At 34.3% G+C, this 17,735-nt stretch carries 12 protein-coding genes; 5 read left to right on the forward strand and 7 right to left on the reverse strand.

The window, feature by feature from the left end; all coding sequences use genetic code 11:
* Positions 1-839 precede the first annotated feature (839 nt).
* The 3 genes from ACIGAM_RS00005 to ACIGAM_RS00015 form a co-directional block, all read right to left on the reverse strand.
* A complete protein-coding gene (locus tag ACIGAM_RS00005; protein ID WP_396509438.1) occupies positions 840-2,804 on the reverse strand; it encodes a putative porin in 1,965 nt (654 codons plus the stop codon).
* A 100-nt stretch (positions 2,805-2,904) separates the two neighbouring features.
* A complete protein-coding gene (locus tag ACIGAM_RS00010; protein ID WP_396509439.1) occupies positions 2,905-4,443 on the reverse strand; it encodes a RagB/SusD family nutrient uptake outer membrane protein in 1,539 nt (512 codons plus the stop codon).
* An 11-nt stretch (positions 4,444-4,454) separates the two neighbouring features.
* Entirely contained in the window at positions 4,455-7,715 is a 3,261-nt protein-coding gene (locus ACIGAM_RS00015) for a SusC/RagA family TonB-linked outer membrane protein (RefSeq protein WP_396509440.1), read from the reverse strand.
* A gap of 258 nt (positions 7,716-7,973) precedes the next feature.
* Here ACIGAM_RS00015 and ACIGAM_RS00020 point away from each other — a divergent pair, with 258 nt between their 5' ends.
* The 3 genes from ACIGAM_RS00020 to ACIGAM_RS00030 all read left to right on the forward strand — a co-directional run bounded on the left by ACIGAM_RS00020 (position 7,974) and on the right by ACIGAM_RS00030 (position 12,090).
* Positions 7,974-8,567 carry a ribonuclease HII gene (locus ACIGAM_RS00020; RefSeq protein ID WP_396509441.1) on the forward strand — a complete coding sequence of 198 codons (594 nt, stop codon included), beginning with the start codon at positions 7,974-7,976 and terminating at the stop codon, positions 8,565-8,567.
* Positions 8,568-8,657: 90 nt separating this feature from the next.
* Entirely contained in the window at positions 8,658-11,138 is a 2,481-nt protein-coding gene (locus ACIGAM_RS00025; protein WP_396509442.1) for a hypothetical protein, read from the forward strand.
* A gap of 256 nt (positions 11,139-11,394) precedes the next feature.
* A complete protein-coding gene (locus ACIGAM_RS00030; protein WP_396509443.1) occupies positions 11,395-12,090 on the forward strand; it encodes a hypothetical protein in 696 nt (231 codons plus the stop codon).
* Between the two features lie 7 nt (positions 12,091-12,097).
* On the opposite strand, the gene lipB is transcribed toward ACIGAM_RS00030, so the two are convergent.
* Together lipB and ACIGAM_RS00040 are read right to left on the reverse strand one after the other, a co-directional pair.
* On the reverse strand, positions 12,098-12,799 hold the full coding sequence (gene lipB / locus ACIGAM_RS00035) for a lipoyl(octanoyl) transferase LipB (RefSeq protein ID WP_396509444.1): 702 nt from the start codon (positions 12,797-12,799) through the stop codon (positions 12,098-12,100).
* A 31-nt stretch (positions 12,800-12,830) separates the two neighbouring features.
* Positions 12,831-12,986, reverse strand: a complete 156-nt coding sequence (locus ACIGAM_RS00040) for a YqaE/Pmp3 family membrane protein (protein WP_396509445.1) — start codon at positions 12,984-12,986, stop codon at positions 12,831-12,833.
* A 208-nt stretch (positions 12,987-13,194) separates the two neighbouring features.
* Here ACIGAM_RS00040 and lysS point away from each other — a divergent pair, with 208 nt between their 5' ends.
* Together lysS and ACIGAM_RS00050 are read left to right on the forward strand one after the other, a co-directional pair.
* Positions 13,195-14,886 carry a lysine--tRNA ligase gene (lysS, locus tag ACIGAM_RS00045; protein WP_396509446.1) on the forward strand — a complete coding sequence of 564 codons (1,692 nt, stop codon included), beginning with the start codon at positions 13,195-13,197 and terminating at the stop codon, positions 14,884-14,886.
* 155 nt (positions 14,887-15,041) lie between these two features.
* The gene (locus ACIGAM_RS00050) at positions 15,042-15,533 is read left to right on the forward strand and encodes a hypothetical protein (RefSeq protein ID WP_396509447.1); all 492 of its coding nucleotides are present in this window, start codon (positions 15,042-15,044) and stop codon (positions 15,531-15,533) included.
* A 72-nt stretch (positions 15,534-15,605) separates the two neighbouring features.
* On the opposite strand, the gene hemL is transcribed toward ACIGAM_RS00050, so the two are convergent.
* Together hemL and ACIGAM_RS00060 are read right to left on the reverse strand one after the other, a co-directional pair.
* On the reverse strand, positions 15,606-16,895 hold the full coding sequence (gene hemL / locus ACIGAM_RS00055; protein ID WP_396510068.1) for a glutamate-1-semialdehyde 2,1-aminomutase: 1,290 nt from the start codon (positions 16,893-16,895) through the stop codon (positions 15,606-15,608).
* A 2-nt stretch (positions 16,896-16,897) separates the two neighbouring features.
* Positions 16,898-17,734 carry a glucosaminidase domain-containing protein gene (locus ACIGAM_RS00060; RefSeq protein WP_396509448.1) on the reverse strand — a complete coding sequence of 279 codons (837 nt, stop codon included), beginning with the start codon at positions 17,732-17,734 and terminating at the stop codon, positions 16,898-16,900.
* Position 17,735: the final 1 nt, after the last annotated feature.

The raw sequence follows: 17,735 nt of genomic DNA on the forward strand, positions 1-17,735 counted from the left end.
ATAATATTCCACGATATAAGGAAATCTAATTATCTGCTCCTAAAAGCAAATGCTCAAAATGGTTATTCTAGTCTTTAATTCAAATATTATCTATCTCTAGATAATACGCGTTGTCAATTCAATATGTCAAGGAACTTTCTCTATATCTCAAGAGAATTTCTTCGTTAGATGCTAAGGAATCGAACCTTATTTTTATTACCAAATCACCCTGTTTCAATGTGCGTTGCTCTCTGTGAAAGCGGCTGCAAATATACAACCTTTTTTATTTACCAAACAAGCTAAAAATTATATTTTTTTTAAGCTGATTTTTAATAAATCTCACAAGAACTAATCCTCATTTCGTTGCCAAAATTCAGGAGGGCAAAGATACTACCCTTTTTTAATTCAAAACAAATTAATCGTATCTTTTTTTCAAACCACACTTTCTAAGAACGTAAAACCGATTTTTATACCCGATTTTGGAGGCGCAAATATAGAACGATTATCTAACCCAACAAGCCTTTTCTAAAAGTATTTATAAAGTAATTTACCAAAGCTTTATAATCAACACCTTACAACTCAAATTAATTTTAAAGTATTCTTAATTTTGGGGATCTAGCTTAAGCTAGCTTCCTTAGATAAACATTAAAAAAGATCGATCTACATAAATTAAAGGAATCTACTCGTTCAAATACAATCTTGTAGCGCTTGTTTTATTGTAAAATAAATTTTGAATCTTCGCGAGAATCAAGGGGAATAAAACGGCCTGTTTGAGCTCTAATTTAAAGACCTAAGTCTTTAAATTAAGTGAGTAGTGATAGCCCGGTCGTTACTTAAGGCAGTTAAAACCACTAATAAGATTATAGAAAGAAATTCCACACTAAACCGAATCGTAATGTAAAATCTCTATAAGGATAGCCAGGAGCGCTGTAGTAATTATTATTAGATGCTAATGAATTGATGTGTTCTGCTATAAAGAATATACGGGTCTGGCGAACTTTCATATTAAAAAATAAGTCTATCAATGGAAAGCTTCCTAATTCTTGATCATTCTGAACATAGAATTCTGCTAAAACAGGATCGTAACCATTCATAGCATACTCAGTAAAATAATTAAGACTCACTCCCGTTTGAACAAACAGGGCTTTTTTAAACCAGTTATCTGTGTAATAAACCGTATTACGAGTTGTAATCTCCGGAACATTAAGAAAAGAATCTCCGGAACTTACTGTTTGATATGCAACAGTATTATCTAAAGCAAATTTACCAAACCTAAATTCTTTACTTGCCTTTAACTTCAAATAAGTAATGTTATCATTTGTCTGAAATGAATTTACCTGAGAGGTTGCTGGGTCTATAGCGAAATAAGCGTAATCTTTAATATTCACAAAGCTAGCAGAAGCATTAAGCCATTTATTAGATTTTATACTAAAATCTAAAGAATTCGTTTTTACGGTATCATAGTTTTCGGCATTGTACCAATTGTAATTTTCATAACTACTCTGATATAATAAATGATTATAATTAGCTGCTGCGGCATTTAAATGTATACCTCCAGAAAAAGTTGCATCTTCATTAATTTGATAACTCGCTTCGGCTTTTAAATCATATCCATCAAAATCACCCGAAATATTTGCTTGCGCTTCTCCCTTTAACTGAAAACCTCTGTATGCCTTTTTAAAACTTACCCCAGCAGCAATTAAATTGCCATTTAATACATTAAGGATTCTATTATTTTCTTGAATAAGCACAGAGTTATAACCATACTTATAATAGGTATGGTTTACTTGAAAAGAAATACTACCCAAAATATTATTTGTATACTTTACCCAAAGTTCATTATTTAAATCTGTAACATCTACCTTATCTCTAAGATTTGTGGTTACAAATGAATTGCCAAACAACGACGAAGGAGCAGTCTGCCGATACTCATAATATTTATCATCATAGTTAAATATATGCCCAACTTCAATTCTATTGTTAGAAACACTATCGTTTTGCTGAATTAAATCGTATTTATGGTTTATGTAAATACGCTGGCCATCTAGAATGCTTTCTGCATTTTCAAAGTTTACACTTAATCTAGACCTGTCTTGAAACTGGCTATCATTACCTGCAAAATTAATTAAAGCCTGGTTTGTAAGTCCGCCATTTTCTTGATTGAGCAAATCTTGAGCAACGTAATGCGCCTTTAATTCATACCTGTTATTTTTAGACTTATAGTTTGTTGTAAATCTAAAATTACCGGTGCTCGTTAATATATGCTGATACTTACCTAAACTACGCAACCCTTTATAAGCAATTGAGAAATTAAATCTACGTGAGGTATTCATCGTAAAGAAAGCATCTAAGTTTTGCCCCTGTTCAAATACACTTTTGTAATACAACTCTGATAAAGGTGTAGGAACCTCATAATACAACATATCCTTCACCTCCATATAATTGAAGTGTCGTGCTCTAGCACCAAATAATGGCCTTATGCGTTGAGAAGAAAAACTGTATAAAAGAGTATTATAGGTTTGACCTTCGTTTGAAAACGGAAGTAATCCAAAATTATCTTTTCTTAGATAATTGTATTTATAGAGTTTTTGAATGGTCAACGAGGTATCAACAATAGTGGTATCGTTGTCTACTGTAAACATTTTATATAATTCAATAGGCGGGCGCTCTTGTTCTTTTTTTGCCTTAGGTCTTATCGAGCCACTTTGAGAATCACCATCAGGCTCTAAACCTCTTGGTTCATCAACCTGAGCAAAAAGTGTACTCCCAAAAAATAAACCTATTATAAAAAGTAAGCTATTACGCATCAAAAATGTTTGTGTCAAAAATATAGTTTTTAAACGTAAAGCTGTAAGGAAAATTATGGCATAAAAAAACCACCCGAGTAGGGTGGTTTTTAGATTTAAATATTAAACTATATAAATACTAGTTTTGACTAGTTATATTATTATTATCCTGCAATTCTTGTTGTGGAATTTCAAAAGTCAACTTTTCATCATCAAAAGGAATAGACACACCAACAAAAGATAAGTGATTACTTGCTCTAACAATTGTAGCCTTATTGCGCTTCATTGCTAAATAGCTCTTACCTTCACCCCAAAGTTCTAATCTTGTTTGCTTATAAATCTCATCATAAAGCGCTTGGCCACTAAGTGCTGCAACATAAGAAACATCACCAACTCTATTCTCTAAGAATGTTGTTAATTTAGTTTTAGCTAAACCTTCTTGACCCGATTTTGCCAAAGCTTCAATATTTAAAAGCAATAATTCTTCATATCTCATATAAACATAATCTGCTTTAACAATTTGAGATGTCCCAAAAACAACTTTATCAGAGTCATAAAACTTTAAGTATGGCTGTAAATATCTTGAAGATGTTGGTGAATTTAAGAATTGACCTCTACGAATATCATCTGAAGCCATACTTTCATATAAATCTGCATCCATAGCTTTGTTATCCCCTACTGCTGCATAACTATAGGAGTATAAATCTATTTGACCCCACCAAGAAACTAAACCTAAACCTATATCTGCATTGAGGTCTACACCCCACATCCAAGATCTTGAATTTACATCATTAAAACCTCCTTTAACACCATTAACAACTTGAGTTTCATCATTTGCTGTATTTGGATCATCAATACCAATTAATAAAGATGCACTGGTATTAGCTAGAGCAGCATTAGTAACGGTTGCAGCATCAGCCCATCTAGTTCTAGTTGACCCAAGTACATAACCTAAAATAGTTTGCGCTACAGATATATCTACCTGTGTTTTAGTAGGGCGAGAATACCCTTCTAATAATGTAATCGCTTTTGTTAAGTCATTCTCCATAAGCTCATACACTGCCTGCGTAGTTGATTTAGGATTACCTACAAAACCTGGCTCTGTGTAGATCGGTAAAGTTTCTGAGTTCCATGAAGCTTCGACATCATTTATCATGAACTGAGTCAGATAAAAATAAGAATGCGCCCTCATAGCTAATGCCTGACCTAAGGTATATTTATTGTCATCACTTTCTGGTATTGCGTCATTACCTCCTAAACTTGCAATAACCAAATTTGACTGGTTTATTATACGGTAGTAATATCGCCAAACCTGATAATTCTCCAATTGGGTGAAATCTAATGGAGCTTGATATTCAGTAACTCTAGCACGATACCACCCGTAGGTACTAGTTGATAATGCCATATCACTACAAAGCATATCTGCATAAACATCATAACCTTTTTGACCAAAATCTTGTTGAGAAGTTGTACCCCCAGTTCCGGTGGTAAACATAGTAGAGTAAATACCTGTAACAGTACCTGCTCCCAATGAAGGGTTTAACTCAACAGCATCAGATAATTGATCTGCATTAATTATACTTCCTGTTGGCTCTTCTACAAGAAATTCTTCACTACAACCGACTGTTAAAACGGCAATAGAGACGAGCCCTAAAATTTGTTTAAAATAAATTTTCATATTCTTTTTTTTTAAAATTTAGCTCTTAATCCAAAGGTAAAAGTTGTAAGCGGCGCATACAATCCTCTACCTGAATTACCACTTTCAGATGTAGTAGGGTTAAAACCATCTCTAGCACCTTTAAAATAAAGATTATCACCAGAGGCATATAAATTTAAACCTGCTAGTCCCAATCTATCTAAAGTATTTTTGGGGAAATTATACCCTAAAACAACATTGTTTAACGCAATAAAATCTGTTTTAGTTAAAAATCTAGTCGACTGCGAGTTCACATTAGGAATAACTCGATCTGCAATTAAAGGAACATCGGTAATGTCCCCTGGCTGACGCCATCTATTACGAACATCTGTGTGACGGTTCTGTGCTGTTATACCTCCATTATTATCGTGCATCAATTCGGCATATTGGCTATCGTAACCCCAACCACCTACAGAATACGTGAACTGAGCCGATAAACTAAAATTATAAAAACCAGTATTTAATCTAAATGCACCCTGAATATCTGGAATACCAGATTTATCTACATATTTCTGAGTAGAATTTGCGTAAGTTTTAGTCGTTTGACTCGCAACATTAGCATTGGGATTCTCATCAAGGTAGGGAGTTAAAGATGCTATTGCGTTTTCGCCGGCATCTAAAGTTCCATTTGAATTTGCATCATCAAAATATTGATTCCACATAGGGTAGCCATCCTCAGGATCTACACCCGCATACTCTCTAATGTAAAAATCATAAATTGAAGAACCATTAGAATAACCATAAGCCCCCACAATATTAAGAACTGAAGGCGCACCCGTTTCTGGGTCAAGAGGCATCGTTCTAATTTCATTACTATAAATCGCACCGTTAATTGACAAGTCTACAAAAGCATTAGACGTTTTTAGGATGTGCCCTGTAACATCAAATTCTAAACCACTATTTCTCAAAACACCATCATTAACTGTAATTGTAGCAACCCCTGAAGATGGAGTGATTCTTCTTGAAAAGATAAGATTATCAGTATCCTTAATAAAGTAATCTACTGTCGCATCAATATAAGAACCTAAACCAAATTCGATACCTGCTTGATATTGATTAGCAGTTTCCCAAGTAAGATCTGGGTTTGCGAATAATTCGGGAGCAACCGCAAAATCGTTATTAACATTAGTTACATCAAAAGTGTTTATACCAGTATAAAAATCAACTCCACTTTCATCACCTGTTACACCATAAGAACCTTTAATTTTTAAGAAATTAAATAAGTTACTATCTGCTAAGAAATCTTCATTAGAGATAACCCAAGCAGCACCAACTGAACCAAATGTGCCCCATTTGTTATTAGCAAACCTTGAAGAACCATCACGTCTTATAGAACCTGTTAAATAATACTTATTATCAAAATCATAGTTTAATTGACCAAAATATGATTCTAAAGTTCTAGCTTGACTAAAACCAGTAGGTTGCTGAAGATTAATTATGTAATTATCTAACTCTAAGCCACCAGGAATAATTGCCTTAGCTTTAAACGCTGTTTCAAGAGTTTGCTCAAAATCATTGCTCTCATGTGCAGCTAGAAGCTCAAAAGAGTGAGCACCAAAGTCTTTTTTATACCTTAAAAGCTGTAAAAAATTTGTAGTAATTGTTTCTGTATTTCTACGAAATAAATCCCCACTATTTGCAGTTGAGACACCATAGAATTGATTACCCATTGATTTAAAAACATCATTATAGTACTGCATACCAAATGTTGATTCAAAAGTAAGACCTTCTAAAATATCTAAAGTTAAATTGAAACTACCAATAATCTCATTTCTATCATTTCCATTTATATCATAGAGAGCAGATGCTATAGGATTTAAATTATTAGCATTTGGTCTGTTTCTAAAACCAGAATTTCCACCATAATCATATTGAAAGCCACCATAAATTGGATCTGGAACTCTCTCACCGTTATCATCTCTTAAAAAAACAGGATAAAAAGGGTTTATTTTATCCGCAAATTCAAATAAGTTTTCAGCACCATCAGTTTGACCATTATTCAGGCTTTCAGAGTAAGTGTAACCTAAATTCGCACCTACATTTAACCATTCTTTAACCTGAGAATTCAGATTAAGCCTTGTATTATACCTTTTGTAACCAGTATTTATTGCATACCCATCATCATTAAGATATCCTCCTGATAAGAAATATTTGGATTTTTCATTACCTCCACCCATTCTTACATTCACTTCGGTTCTATATCCAGAATTAAAAGATAGATTTTCAAAACTTTCAGGATTGTACTTACGTGTCACACCTTGTCTTACCTGACCGGTAGCAGGATCAATTAATTCTGCTCCATTTGCAACATTCCACATATTATATCCAGGAGCTAAAATAGTCGTAAATAAGGTATTATTTACCGTCCCAATTGGGTCTGCATTTCCATTTAATCGCTCACGATTAACTTTTGCCTCCCACACTAGACCTATAGATTCTTCAGGAGATCTTATCACATCATACCTAGGTAGTATTTGCATATTCACACCAGTTTTAACATCAACTTCGATGTAATCTTTTGCAGAAGATCCTGATTTTGTTGTTATTAAAACAACCCCATTAGCTCCTCTCGAACCATAGATAGCTGTAGCAGAAGCATCTTTCAAAATTGTTGTAGACTTAATGTCTGAAGGATTAATTGCATTTAAACTACCTGTACTAACATTATTACCATTAGCATCTAGAGAGTTTGTGGTCAAAGGAACCCCATCTACAACATATAAAGGGTCTCGATTTCCATTTACAGAACCAAAACCACGAATACGAACTGTAGATGTAGTACCTGGCTGACCTGATGTATTAATTACTGTTACACCTGCAGCTTCACCAGCCAATGCTTGCGTTACATTAGAATAGTTTTTCAACTCTATGTCTTCCGCCTTAATTGTTGTTGCAGTACCTGCAAAAGCTTCTCTTGTAGATGTACCATAACCTACAACTACGACTTCGTCTAACGCCTCGCCAGCTTGAAGAGAAATATTAATAGTACTAGACGCTCCTATGGATATTGTCTGTTTTTGAAAACCTATATAAGAAAAAACTAATTTATCACCTTGATTAGCGGTGATTGAATAATTCCCATCAAAATCGGTTTGTGTCCCTGTATTAGTCCCCTCAACGAGAACATTTACTCCAGGTAATGCCACTCCGTCTGGATCAGTGATCGTCCCTGTAACTGTTTTTTGCTGAGCGAATGTTAACTGTGTGATAAACAGTAAACAAAGCGCTAAGCACCATGTAATGTTTGATTTCATAAAATTTATTTATTTGAATTTGCCATCGCAAACATCACAAAACTTTCTCACAAATGCAATTAAATTAGTTAAACATACCTTAAATTAACATAAACAATCTTTAATTTTTAAGGGTATTTTGAACTTTAATTACACTTTTAATGGTTCTTTTGCATTTTTAATAATAATAATTTAACTCTTCATAAAACTCTCCTAAAAATTAAATTGAATTATATTTAATTTATAATCAACCATATAACCTTTTTTTTAATAAATAAAATGCCATTAAAATTATTTTCACAAACTAATTTAATTGAATGCGGTACAGACGAGGCCGGAAGAGGTTGCTTATCTGGACCTGTAACCGCTGCTGCAGTAATTTTACCCGCTAATTTTAAAAATAAACTGTTAAATGACTCTAAATTACTTTCACATTCATCTCGTGAACGATTAAGAATTCTAATTCAAGATCAAGCTGTAGCATATGCTATCGCACATGTATTCCCTAAAGAAATTGATGAGATTAACATATTAAATGCTAGTATAAAAGCGATGCATCTGGCCATTGCATCGCTTAAAATCGCTCCTCAACATATAATAGTAGACGGAAATAGATTTAAGGAGTATAGAGATTGTTCTCATGAGTGCATAATTAAGGGAGATAGTAAGTACTTATCAATTGCTGCTGCGTCGATTTTAGCAAAAACCGAAAGAGATAGATATATGATTAAGCTTCATAAATTATATCCTCATTTTAATTGGGCTAAAAATAAGGGATACCCTACCAAAGAACATAGAGCCGCTATTAAAGAGTTTGGCGACACAATATATCATCGCAAAAGCTTTAAACTACTTCCTACTGAGGTTTTATAGACTAGATTTGAAAAGATTTAATTTTAATTGCGTTAGGAAGACTTTATATCTTTACAGTTCAAAAATTTTGATCTCTCTATTTAATCTTATATGAAGAATATTTTCTTGCTTTTAGTGCTTATACTTTTTTTTTCTAATTGCACAAAGCAGCCGGAAGCAGATACAAATCTTCTACATTTAATTCCTCATAAATCAGCGGCGATTTTAAGGGTACCTAATTGGAATACGTTTAAAAACAATTTAAAATCTAATGAACTAGCTAATAAAATAAAACCAACCGGTTTTGCTAAAACTTTAGAAAACTATGCTAGCCTGTTTTCAAAGTTTAATCCCGAAAATGAGAGCTATATCTCTTTTGTAGCTCTAGGAGATAACGATTATGATATTGCTTTATTTACTGAGGTCTCAAAAAACGTTGCTTTAAAAGACTCTACATTTACTAAAAGTCTTAAAAAAACTGATTATGAAGGCACTACTATAAACACATATATAGTTAACGAGATAGAAGTATATTATATAATAAGCAACGAGATTCTAATTGCCAGCACTTCAAAGCTAGTTTTAGAAAACACCATACTTCAAGGCAATACAGGTAGAGATCCCATAGATTCTTCTCTTCAAAAAATGATTAAAACCAGTGATGCCAGTCACGCAAACCTATACATAAAGGGTAGTTACTATAAACGTCTCTTTAAAGATATTTTATCACAGTATAAATTTGCATTGAAAGAAGTTCCTTTTGAGTGGGCAGCTATAGATTTAGAAATCGATAATAAAAAAACTCAATTTACAGGCGTACTTACTTCTGCTATCGAGAATGGCCATACATTATCTCTTCTAAATGAATTGGAGTCTGGTTCTTCTAAAGTTGCTTCAGTAACTCCTGCTTCAAGCATTGGGTTTAGCAGCTTATCTGTTAACAACTGGGAACAATACAAAATTAACTTAGCAGAAAAAAGAGCGATTTTACTCAAAGATTTTAAACTCCCATTAGAGGATTTTTTTCAGTCTGTAAATGAGGTTGGGCTTATTTATACGAGTAATGAAAATTTAATTTTTGCAAATAGCGTAGATAATCAAAGTTCTGAAAAGGCGCTAGCAGCCTATTCTTCTAAAAGATCTGAATATAGAGAAATTCCTATTTACGAATTAACCGACTCACTTGCGTTTAACAGACCATTTTCAGAATTACTAAATCCGCCTGCGGTTCACACTTATTGTAAACTTGACTCTTATTATGTGTTTTCTAAAACAACTAGTGCTCTAGAAGATCTTATTGCTAATTATCAAAATGGTGCTGTTGTTACAAATTCTGATTCCTATAAACAGTTTCAAAAGAAGCTAAGTGATGAATCTACATTATTTTATTATGGGAATGTATCTCCACAAAAAACATTTTTAGAAAAGAAGGTAGACAAGTCTGAAGGTAAAATTTTAACTAAAATTAATCTTGAAGACTACCCTAATGCTGGAATACAATTTATACAAGCAGATAACTTTACTTACGTAAATGCTGTTATTAGCAAATATAATGTTCACAATAAAAAGACTCAGGTTTCTCAAATTGCCAGTATAAAACTTGATAATGATGTATTAGATAGTCCTCAGCTACTCGATAATTATAGAACTAAGGGCAAAAACATTCTTGTACAGGATATTTCAAACAATCTGTATCATATAGATAGCAGCGGGAAAATAGAATGGAAAAAAGAAATAGACGGACCTATATTAGGTAAAATTCAACAGGTAGATCTTTATAAAAACGGAAGATTACAATATGCTTTTACAACTGCAAATCGATTTTATATTTTAGCTAGTGATGGAGAAATTGTAAAACCCTTCGGGCAAAAGTTTGAAAACATAATAACACAACCACTAGCCGTTTTTGATTATGACGGCAGCCGTAATTATAGATTTGTAATTACGCAGGGAGCAACATTACAAATGCTTGACAATACTGCATCTATTGTAAAAGGTTTTGATTACGATAAAACCTCAAATCTTTTAAATGCGCCTCAACACCTACGGTCAGGAACTAAAGACTACATACTAACCCAGTTAGAAGATGGATCTTTAAATATTCTGGATCGCCGCGGAAATAATCGAATAACCATAAATCAGAAATTTAAATTTTCTGGGTATCCGATTTCTATTAAAAATGGAAATTTTATACTTTTTGAAGCTGATGGAACGCAGATTGCAATTTCAGAAAGTGGAAAGATTACAACTAAGAAAAACAAATTAAGTTCTGGCTTCTTATATGATAACTTAGGATCTGTAGAAGCTGCGTTGTTTGAAAATAAACTTGTGATTAATGGCCATGAGAAAGAACTTGAGCTTGGTATTTACAAGGGTCTTAAAGTTATAAGATTTGAGAAAAAATACTATGTTGTTCTCACAGATTTACAAACAAATAAAATATACCTCTTTAACACCGAAGGTATTCTTTTACCCAATTTCCCTGTTTATGGTTCTTCAAACGCTAATGCAGGCAGCCTCAATTCTACCGCTAAAATGGGCCTAGTTACCAAAGGTGAGTCAAACAGCGTTATAATTTATCAAATAAACTGAGTTTTTCCCTGTTAAGCAACCCTTTGTTAAAGGGGGATTTTCCTATTCGATATTCTAAAATAATATAATATTTTTAACTGTACTTATTTGCCTTCTCTAAGTCTTAGATAAATTATCAGTATATAATGTGCTAATTTATAATTCGCTATCAGTTTCCCTAAACTAAAAATGGTAGTCATATATTATAAATGACAATTTTTGATTTACATTAAACTGCCGGGATGTATTATCCTAAATAATATTTAAAACTTTTGATATGAAAGCATTCTACATTTTAATCTGTTTTAATACACTATTGATTAATAAGTGTATTTCTCAAGAAAATTGCTCGAGTCTCTTTACATTAAACACTGATAGTACTTTTGAGATGAGTGCTTATGGAACGGCAAATAATTTACTTTCAGTAACAAATTATGAGGTTTCTCGTATCAAGCAGACGTTAGATGGTAAAAAAGCTTTTCTATCTGCTGTAAATAAAGATGCATCCAAAGAACGGGATACATTAGAACAGTCAAATTATGAGATCGAGTGCACTTCAAAATCTGTAGTTCTTAATCACCGTAACGTAGTACCCGCCTTTTTATATGATGAGTATAGTAATCTTGAGTTTGATATATCAAGAATATCACTTGAGGTACCTAAAAAATTAGAAGTAGGACAATCTCTTGACGATGCTGTTTTAGAAATAGACATTCTTGCTACTCCCATTAAACACAAGATGAAGTATCTATTAAGAGACCGTTGTGTTACGGCTACAGAAACAATTACCACTCCTGCAGGAACTTTTGACTGTATTGTTATTGAATCTAAAACCAGTATGAAACCTCAAAATGAAAATGCAGGCTTCGTAAAACATTGGTTTGCTGAAGGTGTTGGTTTTATAAAACAAGTAGATTATAACAAAAAAGGACAGGTCTCAAGTGTTAATATTCTCACTGAACTTCAACTTTAACTAGCAACTATTTTAAAACTTCTGCTTCAAATAAATTTGCGAAGTGCTTTAAAATTTTTTGCTTAACCTCATCTTCGTCAACTTTGGCTCTGCCTAATTCAACATTTAAAGAGGTAACTGCCTTTTCTTTTATTCCACAGGGAATAATATTATCAAAATAACCCAGGTTAGCATTTACGTTAAATGCAAAGCCGTGCATAGTGACCCATCTGCTCGCACGCACGCCCATTGCACAAATTTTACGAGCAAATGGGGTTCCTACATCTAACCAAACTCCGGTTTCACCAGGTGACCGTTCAGATTTAATACCATAGTCGGCAAGTGTCAAAATTATGGTCTCTTCCAGAAATCTTAAGTATTTATGAATATCTGTAAAAAAATTTTCCAAATCTAAGATAGGATACCCCACAACTTGTCCGGGACCATGATACGTAATATCTCCTCCCCTATTAATCTTATAAAACGTAGCGTTTTTTGCTTTTAATTGTTCTTCAGAAATCAATAAATTACTAATGTCCCCGCTTTTACCTAAGGTATAAACGTGAGGGTGCTCAACTAATACTAAGTAATTAGGCGTCGTAAGTTTTAAATCTTCTCTCCTATTTCTTATTTTGAGATCTAAAATCTCTTTAAAAAGACGTTCCTGGTAGTCCCAAACTTCCTTGTAATCGCGACTTCCTAAATCTTCTAGTCGAATTTTCTTATTCATACTGCAAAGATACAATTACTAAGAGGCAAGCTTAATATTTTCTATTCACAATTATTAATGCTGCAATAATTCCAGGTATCCAGCCGCACAGTGTAAGTAAACCTACAATTAATACAGAACCACAACCTTTATCTAGTACCGCGAGTGGCGGTAAAAAAATTGCAACCAGTGCTCTTAAAAAACTCATTTTTTGATTTAATTTATGATGATTGATGATCTATTTGACACATCTAAGAAGCTTTTGTTACAGTTATTGATTTGTCGCGGGCGAGTTGTTATATTTGCGCTTCAAATGAGTGCCTGCTTTATGAGCAAAACCATTGATTTTAAAATGACATCTATTTTGGGGAGCTCCTCAAATAATTAAATTCCACAAGGTGGATTAAAGACAGCTTATGCAACTTTCAGAACAAGAACTAATACGACGCGAAAAGTTAGGTAAATTAAGAGCGTTAGGGATTAACCCTTATCCGGCAGATTTATACCCAGTAGATCATACTTCAAAACAGATTAAATCTAATTTTACCGAAGGCAAGCAGGTGATTATTGCCGGTCGTCTTATGGTTCACAACATACAAGGCAAAGCATCTTTCGCGCAACTGCAAGATAGCGAAGGTCGCATTCAGCTGTATTTTAATAGGGATGAAATTTGCCCAGGGGAAGATAAATCACTTTATAATGATGTCTTTAAAAAATTACTCGATCTTGGAGACTTTATAGGTGTTGAAGGAACGCTTTTCACAACTCAGGTTGGCGAGAAAACTGTGATGGTTAAAAATTTTAAGCTGTTAAGTAAGGCTTTAAAGCCATTACCTATACCAAAACAGAAAGACGGTAAAACCTATGATGCGTTTACAGATCCAGAAATGAGATACCGTCAGCGCTACGCTGATCTTGCTGTAAATCCAAAGGTTAAAGAGGTTTTTATCAAACGCACCAAGTTATTTACAGCTATGCGTGATTTCTTTAACGACAAAGGTTACTTTGAGGTTGAAACTCCTGTATTACAATCTATACCTGGAGGTGCAGCAGCAAGACCATTTGTTACGCATCATAATGCCTTAGACATTCCTCTATATTTGAGAATCGCTAATGAACTTTATTTAAAACGTTTAATTGTAGGTGGTTTTGATGGGGTTTATGAGTTTTCTAAAAACTTCAGAAATGAAGGTATGGATCGTACTCACAACCCTGAGTTTACCGCTATGGAAATTTATGTAGCGTACAAAGACTACAACTGGATGATGAAGTTTACAGAAAATCTACTAGAACATTGTGCTCTAGCTGTAAATGGTACTACAGAAGCTAATTTCGGAAACCACCAGGTTGACTTTAAAGCTCCCTACAAGCGCATCACTATGACCGATGCTATAAAGCAGTTTACTAATTTTGATATTACCGGTAAATCGGAAGAAGAGCTTCGTAGTGCAGCCCTAGAGATGGGTATAGAAGTAGATAACACGATGGGTAAAGGGAAACTCATTGATGAGATTTTTGGAGAGAAATGCGAGGGCAACTTTATACAGCCTACATTTATCACAGACTATCCTAAAGAAATGAGTCCGCTTTGTAAAGAGCATCGGGAAAACCCAGAGCTTACCGAACGTTTTGAACTTATGGTTTGCGGTAAAGAAATTGCAAATGCGTACTCAGAATTAAATGATCCTATAGATCAACGTGAGCGTTTTGAAGAACAATTAAAACTTGCCGCAAAAGGAGATGACGAGGCTACAGAATTTATAGACAATGACTTCTTAAGAGCACTTGAGTATGGTATGCCTCCTACATCTGGTTTAGGTATAGGTATGGATCGATTGATAATGTTTTTAACAAACAATCAATCTATACAAGAAGTTTTATTCTTTCCTCAGATGAAACCTGAGCGTAAAAAAGTAGATTTATCTGAAGATGAAAAAGTAATCTTCAACATTCTAAAGAAAGAAAAAAACCTTCCGTTAGAAGAATTAAAATCAGCAAGTGACTTAAGTAATAAGAAATGGGATAAAGGAATAAAAGGCCTTACCAGACAAAAACTTGCTAAAGTTGAAAAAGAAGGAAAAACATTAACCGTTTCTATTATAGATTAGCATATAGATTTAAACATTTTTATACTAAGGCCTTTCAGTAAATTCTGGAAGGCTTTTTTAATATAACAATTTCTTTCCCTTTAAAATTATAAGCCCCCATTTAAACCTTTCTCTTTTATTAAAGTCTTAGATATATAACAATAAAATAAATAGATATGAGAAAATTAATTGCAATAGTAGCTTTATTCGTTTCAGTAACTGCTTTGGCACAACAAGGAAATCGACAGGAAAGAAGTAAGAAAATGATGGATGCTACTCCAGAGGAAATGGCAGATATTCAAACTAAACGTATGACCCTGGCATTAGTTCTTGATGAGAAGCAACAAAAGGAAATTTATAATCTTGAGTTAGCCAATGCTAAAGAACGAAAAGCAATGTTCGCAGATCGCGCAGCAAAAATGAAAGATGGTGAAAAACCAACTGAAGCTCAACGTGAGACTATGCGTGCAGAACGCAAAGCAAACTACAGCGCTAGATTAGACAAACAAATTGCACAACAAGAAAAGATGAAAAAAATCTTATCTGAAGAACAATTTGACAAATGGCATAAAATGCAATCTAAACGTCACGATCGTATGGCAAAAAGAGATGGCAAGCGTGGTGATCGTTCTAAGAACAGACGAGGAACTGAAGGTGAACGTAAGTAAACGCATTCCCACCTCATTAAAAAACCCCTGTAACTTATGAGTTACAGGGGTTTTCTATTATATTAGATACATCTAGTTTAACTCTGGAGCAATTTTAGCAACTGCAGCAATAGTCTCGTCTAAATCCTCATAACTCAATGCATCTGTAATAAACCAGGTTTCATAAGCGCTGGGAGCTATGTAAATACCTTCATTTAATAAACCGTGAAAGAATTTTTTAAACGTCTCATTTGCTCCATTAGAAGCAGATGCAAAATCTGTTACCGGCTCCTTAGCAAAATGAACCGAAATCATAGACCCTATTCTGTTAATCGTATGCACTACTTTACTGTCAAAAAGTACCTTTTCTATTCCTTTATGCAAATACGCTGTTTTTTCGGCAAGACGTTTAAAAACTGCGGGGTCGTTATCTAAAGCTTCAAGCATTGCTAAACCTGCAGCCATCGCTAAAGGGTTTCCACTTAAAGTACCCGCTTGATATACCGGTCCTACAGGCGCCAGATAATTCATAATCTCATTACGTGCAGCAAAAGCTCCCACGGGTAGCCCTCCTCCTATAACTTTACCAAAAGTTACAATATCTGCCTGTACTCCTAATAATTCCTGAACACCACCTGCAGCGAGTCTAAAGCCTGTCATAACCTCATCGAAGATAAGTAAGGCTTCGTGTTTATCACACAAATCACGTAGACCTTGTAAAAAACCATCAGCCGGCGGAATACATCCCATATTTCCGGCAACGGGTTCTACTATAATTGTTGCAATCTGATCTTTATTGCTTTCAAAAAGTGCACGCACCTGATCCAGATCATTGTAAGTAGCTAACAAGGTATCTTTAGCTGTCCCTTGTGTAACACCCGGGCTATTAGGAGTACCAAAAGTCACTGCGCCACTCCCCGCCTGAATTAAGAACGAATCTGAATGACCATGGTAGCAACCTGCAAACTTTATAATTTTATCACGCCCTGTAAACCCACGTGCAAGTCGTACGGCGCTCATACAGGCTTCGGTACCACTATTTACAAAACGTATTTTGTCTATACCGGGAACCATTTTTACAGCGAGTTCTGCAATTTTAGTTTCTATTTCTGTAGGCATCCCAAAAGAAGTGCCTTTTTTTGCTTTATCGACTACGGCATCTACAACCGGTTGATACGCGTGCCCCAGTATCATAGGACCCCAGGAGTTTATGTAATCTATTAAACGGTTACCATCCTCATCATATAAATATGCTCCTTTAGCCTCTTTTACAAATATGGGATCACCACCTACTGCTTTAAATGCTCGTACCGGCGAGTTTACTCCACCAGGTATTACTTTCTGTGCTTCAACAAACAAAGCACTGCTTCTTTTATAATTCATCATTAAAATCCGTTATACTGTGGGGTTACATTTAACTGCTGCCCTACGCTTATCGTATTATCTCGTAAACCATTATTTTTTTTCAATTCGTCAACTGTCAGGTTATACATACGCGAGATGCTGTATAGGGTCTCCCCTTTTACGACCTTGTGTAAGACGACTTTATCTGAAGGCTCAGGCTTAAAATCTTTAACCTTAGTCCCTAAAATTTCAGCATCATAATTATACATCGCATAGCGTTCTATAATAGCAACTAATTTTTGAGGATATTTAGGATCTGTTGCATAACCTGCTTTACGCAATCCCTTAGCCCAGCCTTTATAATCGTCAGGATCCAGATCAAATAAATCTGCATATCTAGATCTTCCTGTTAAGAATAATGAATGATCTCTAAATGAAAATTTAGGATCACGATATTTTCTAAAACATTCTCCTGCTTCATCATCATCGTGATAAACAACCTCACCGGTCCAGTTATGACATTTTATACCAAAGTGATTATTTGCTTTTTTAGTAAGATTACCATTTCCGGCTCCAGATTCTAGAACAGCTTGTGCCATAGTAATACTTGCAGGTATTTTATATAAACGCATTTCTTCTTTTGCAATAGGTGCAAAATGATTTATATAATCTTCAACACTAGCAAAAGAAGCATATTCATATGCTTTTTTAGTTTCTCTAGATGTTTCTCCGGGAGTATCATCAACCGGTTTTGCTTTTGGGTTCTCATACGATCTTGAAGGTCTAACAGACAGTTTTTTCTTAGCCGCCCGTTTACTACCACCGCATCCCACGAGCAAAAGGCTCAAAATCAAAACAACTGTAATTTTTCTTATCATA

Source organism: Leeuwenhoekiella sp. NPDC079379 (assembly GCF_044542075.1).
Classification (GTDB): domain Bacteria; phylum Bacteroidota; class Bacteroidia; order Flavobacteriales; family Flavobacteriaceae; genus Leeuwenhoekiella.

Coding starts and splice junctions, on each gene's coding strand:
- ACIGAM_RS00010 (WP_396509439.1), bottom strand. CDS start 4,443: ATGAAAATTTATTTTAAACAAATTTTAGGGCTCGTCTCTATTGCCGTT.
- ACIGAM_RS00015 (WP_396509440.1), bottom strand. CDS start 7,715: ATGAAATCAAACATTACATGGTGCTTAGCGCTTTGTTTACTGTTTATC.
- ACIGAM_RS00020 (WP_396509441.1), top strand. CDS start 7,974: ATGCCATTAAAATTATTTTCACAAACTAATTTAATTGAATGCGGTACA.
- ACIGAM_RS00025 (WP_396509442.1), top strand. CDS start 8,658: ATGAAGAATATTTTCTTGCTTTTAGTGCTTATACTTTTTTTTTCTAAT.
- ACIGAM_RS00030 (WP_396509443.1), top strand. CDS start 11,395: ATGAAAGCATTCTACATTTTAATCTGTTTTAATACACTATTGATTAAT.
- lipB (WP_396509444.1), bottom strand. CDS start 12,799: ATGAATAAGAAAATTCGACTAGAAGATTTAGGAAGTCGCGATTACAAG.
- ACIGAM_RS00040 (WP_396509445.1), bottom strand. CDS start 12,986: ATGAGTTTTTTAAGAGCACTGGTTGCAATTTTTTTACCGCCACTCGCG.
- lysS (WP_396509446.1), top strand. CDS start 13,195: ATGCAACTTTCAGAACAAGAACTAATACGACGCGAAAAGTTAGGTAAA.
- ACIGAM_RS00050 (WP_396509447.1), top strand. CDS start 15,042: ATGAGAAAATTAATTGCAATAGTAGCTTTATTCGTTTCAGTAACTGCT.
- hemL (WP_396510068.1), bottom strand. CDS start 16,895: ATGAATTATAAAAGAAGCAGTGCTTTGTTTGTTGAAGCACAGAAAGTA.
- ACIGAM_RS00060 (WP_396509448.1), bottom strand. CDS start 17,734: ATGATAAGAAAAATTACAGTTGTTTTGATTTTGAGCCTTTTGCTCGTG.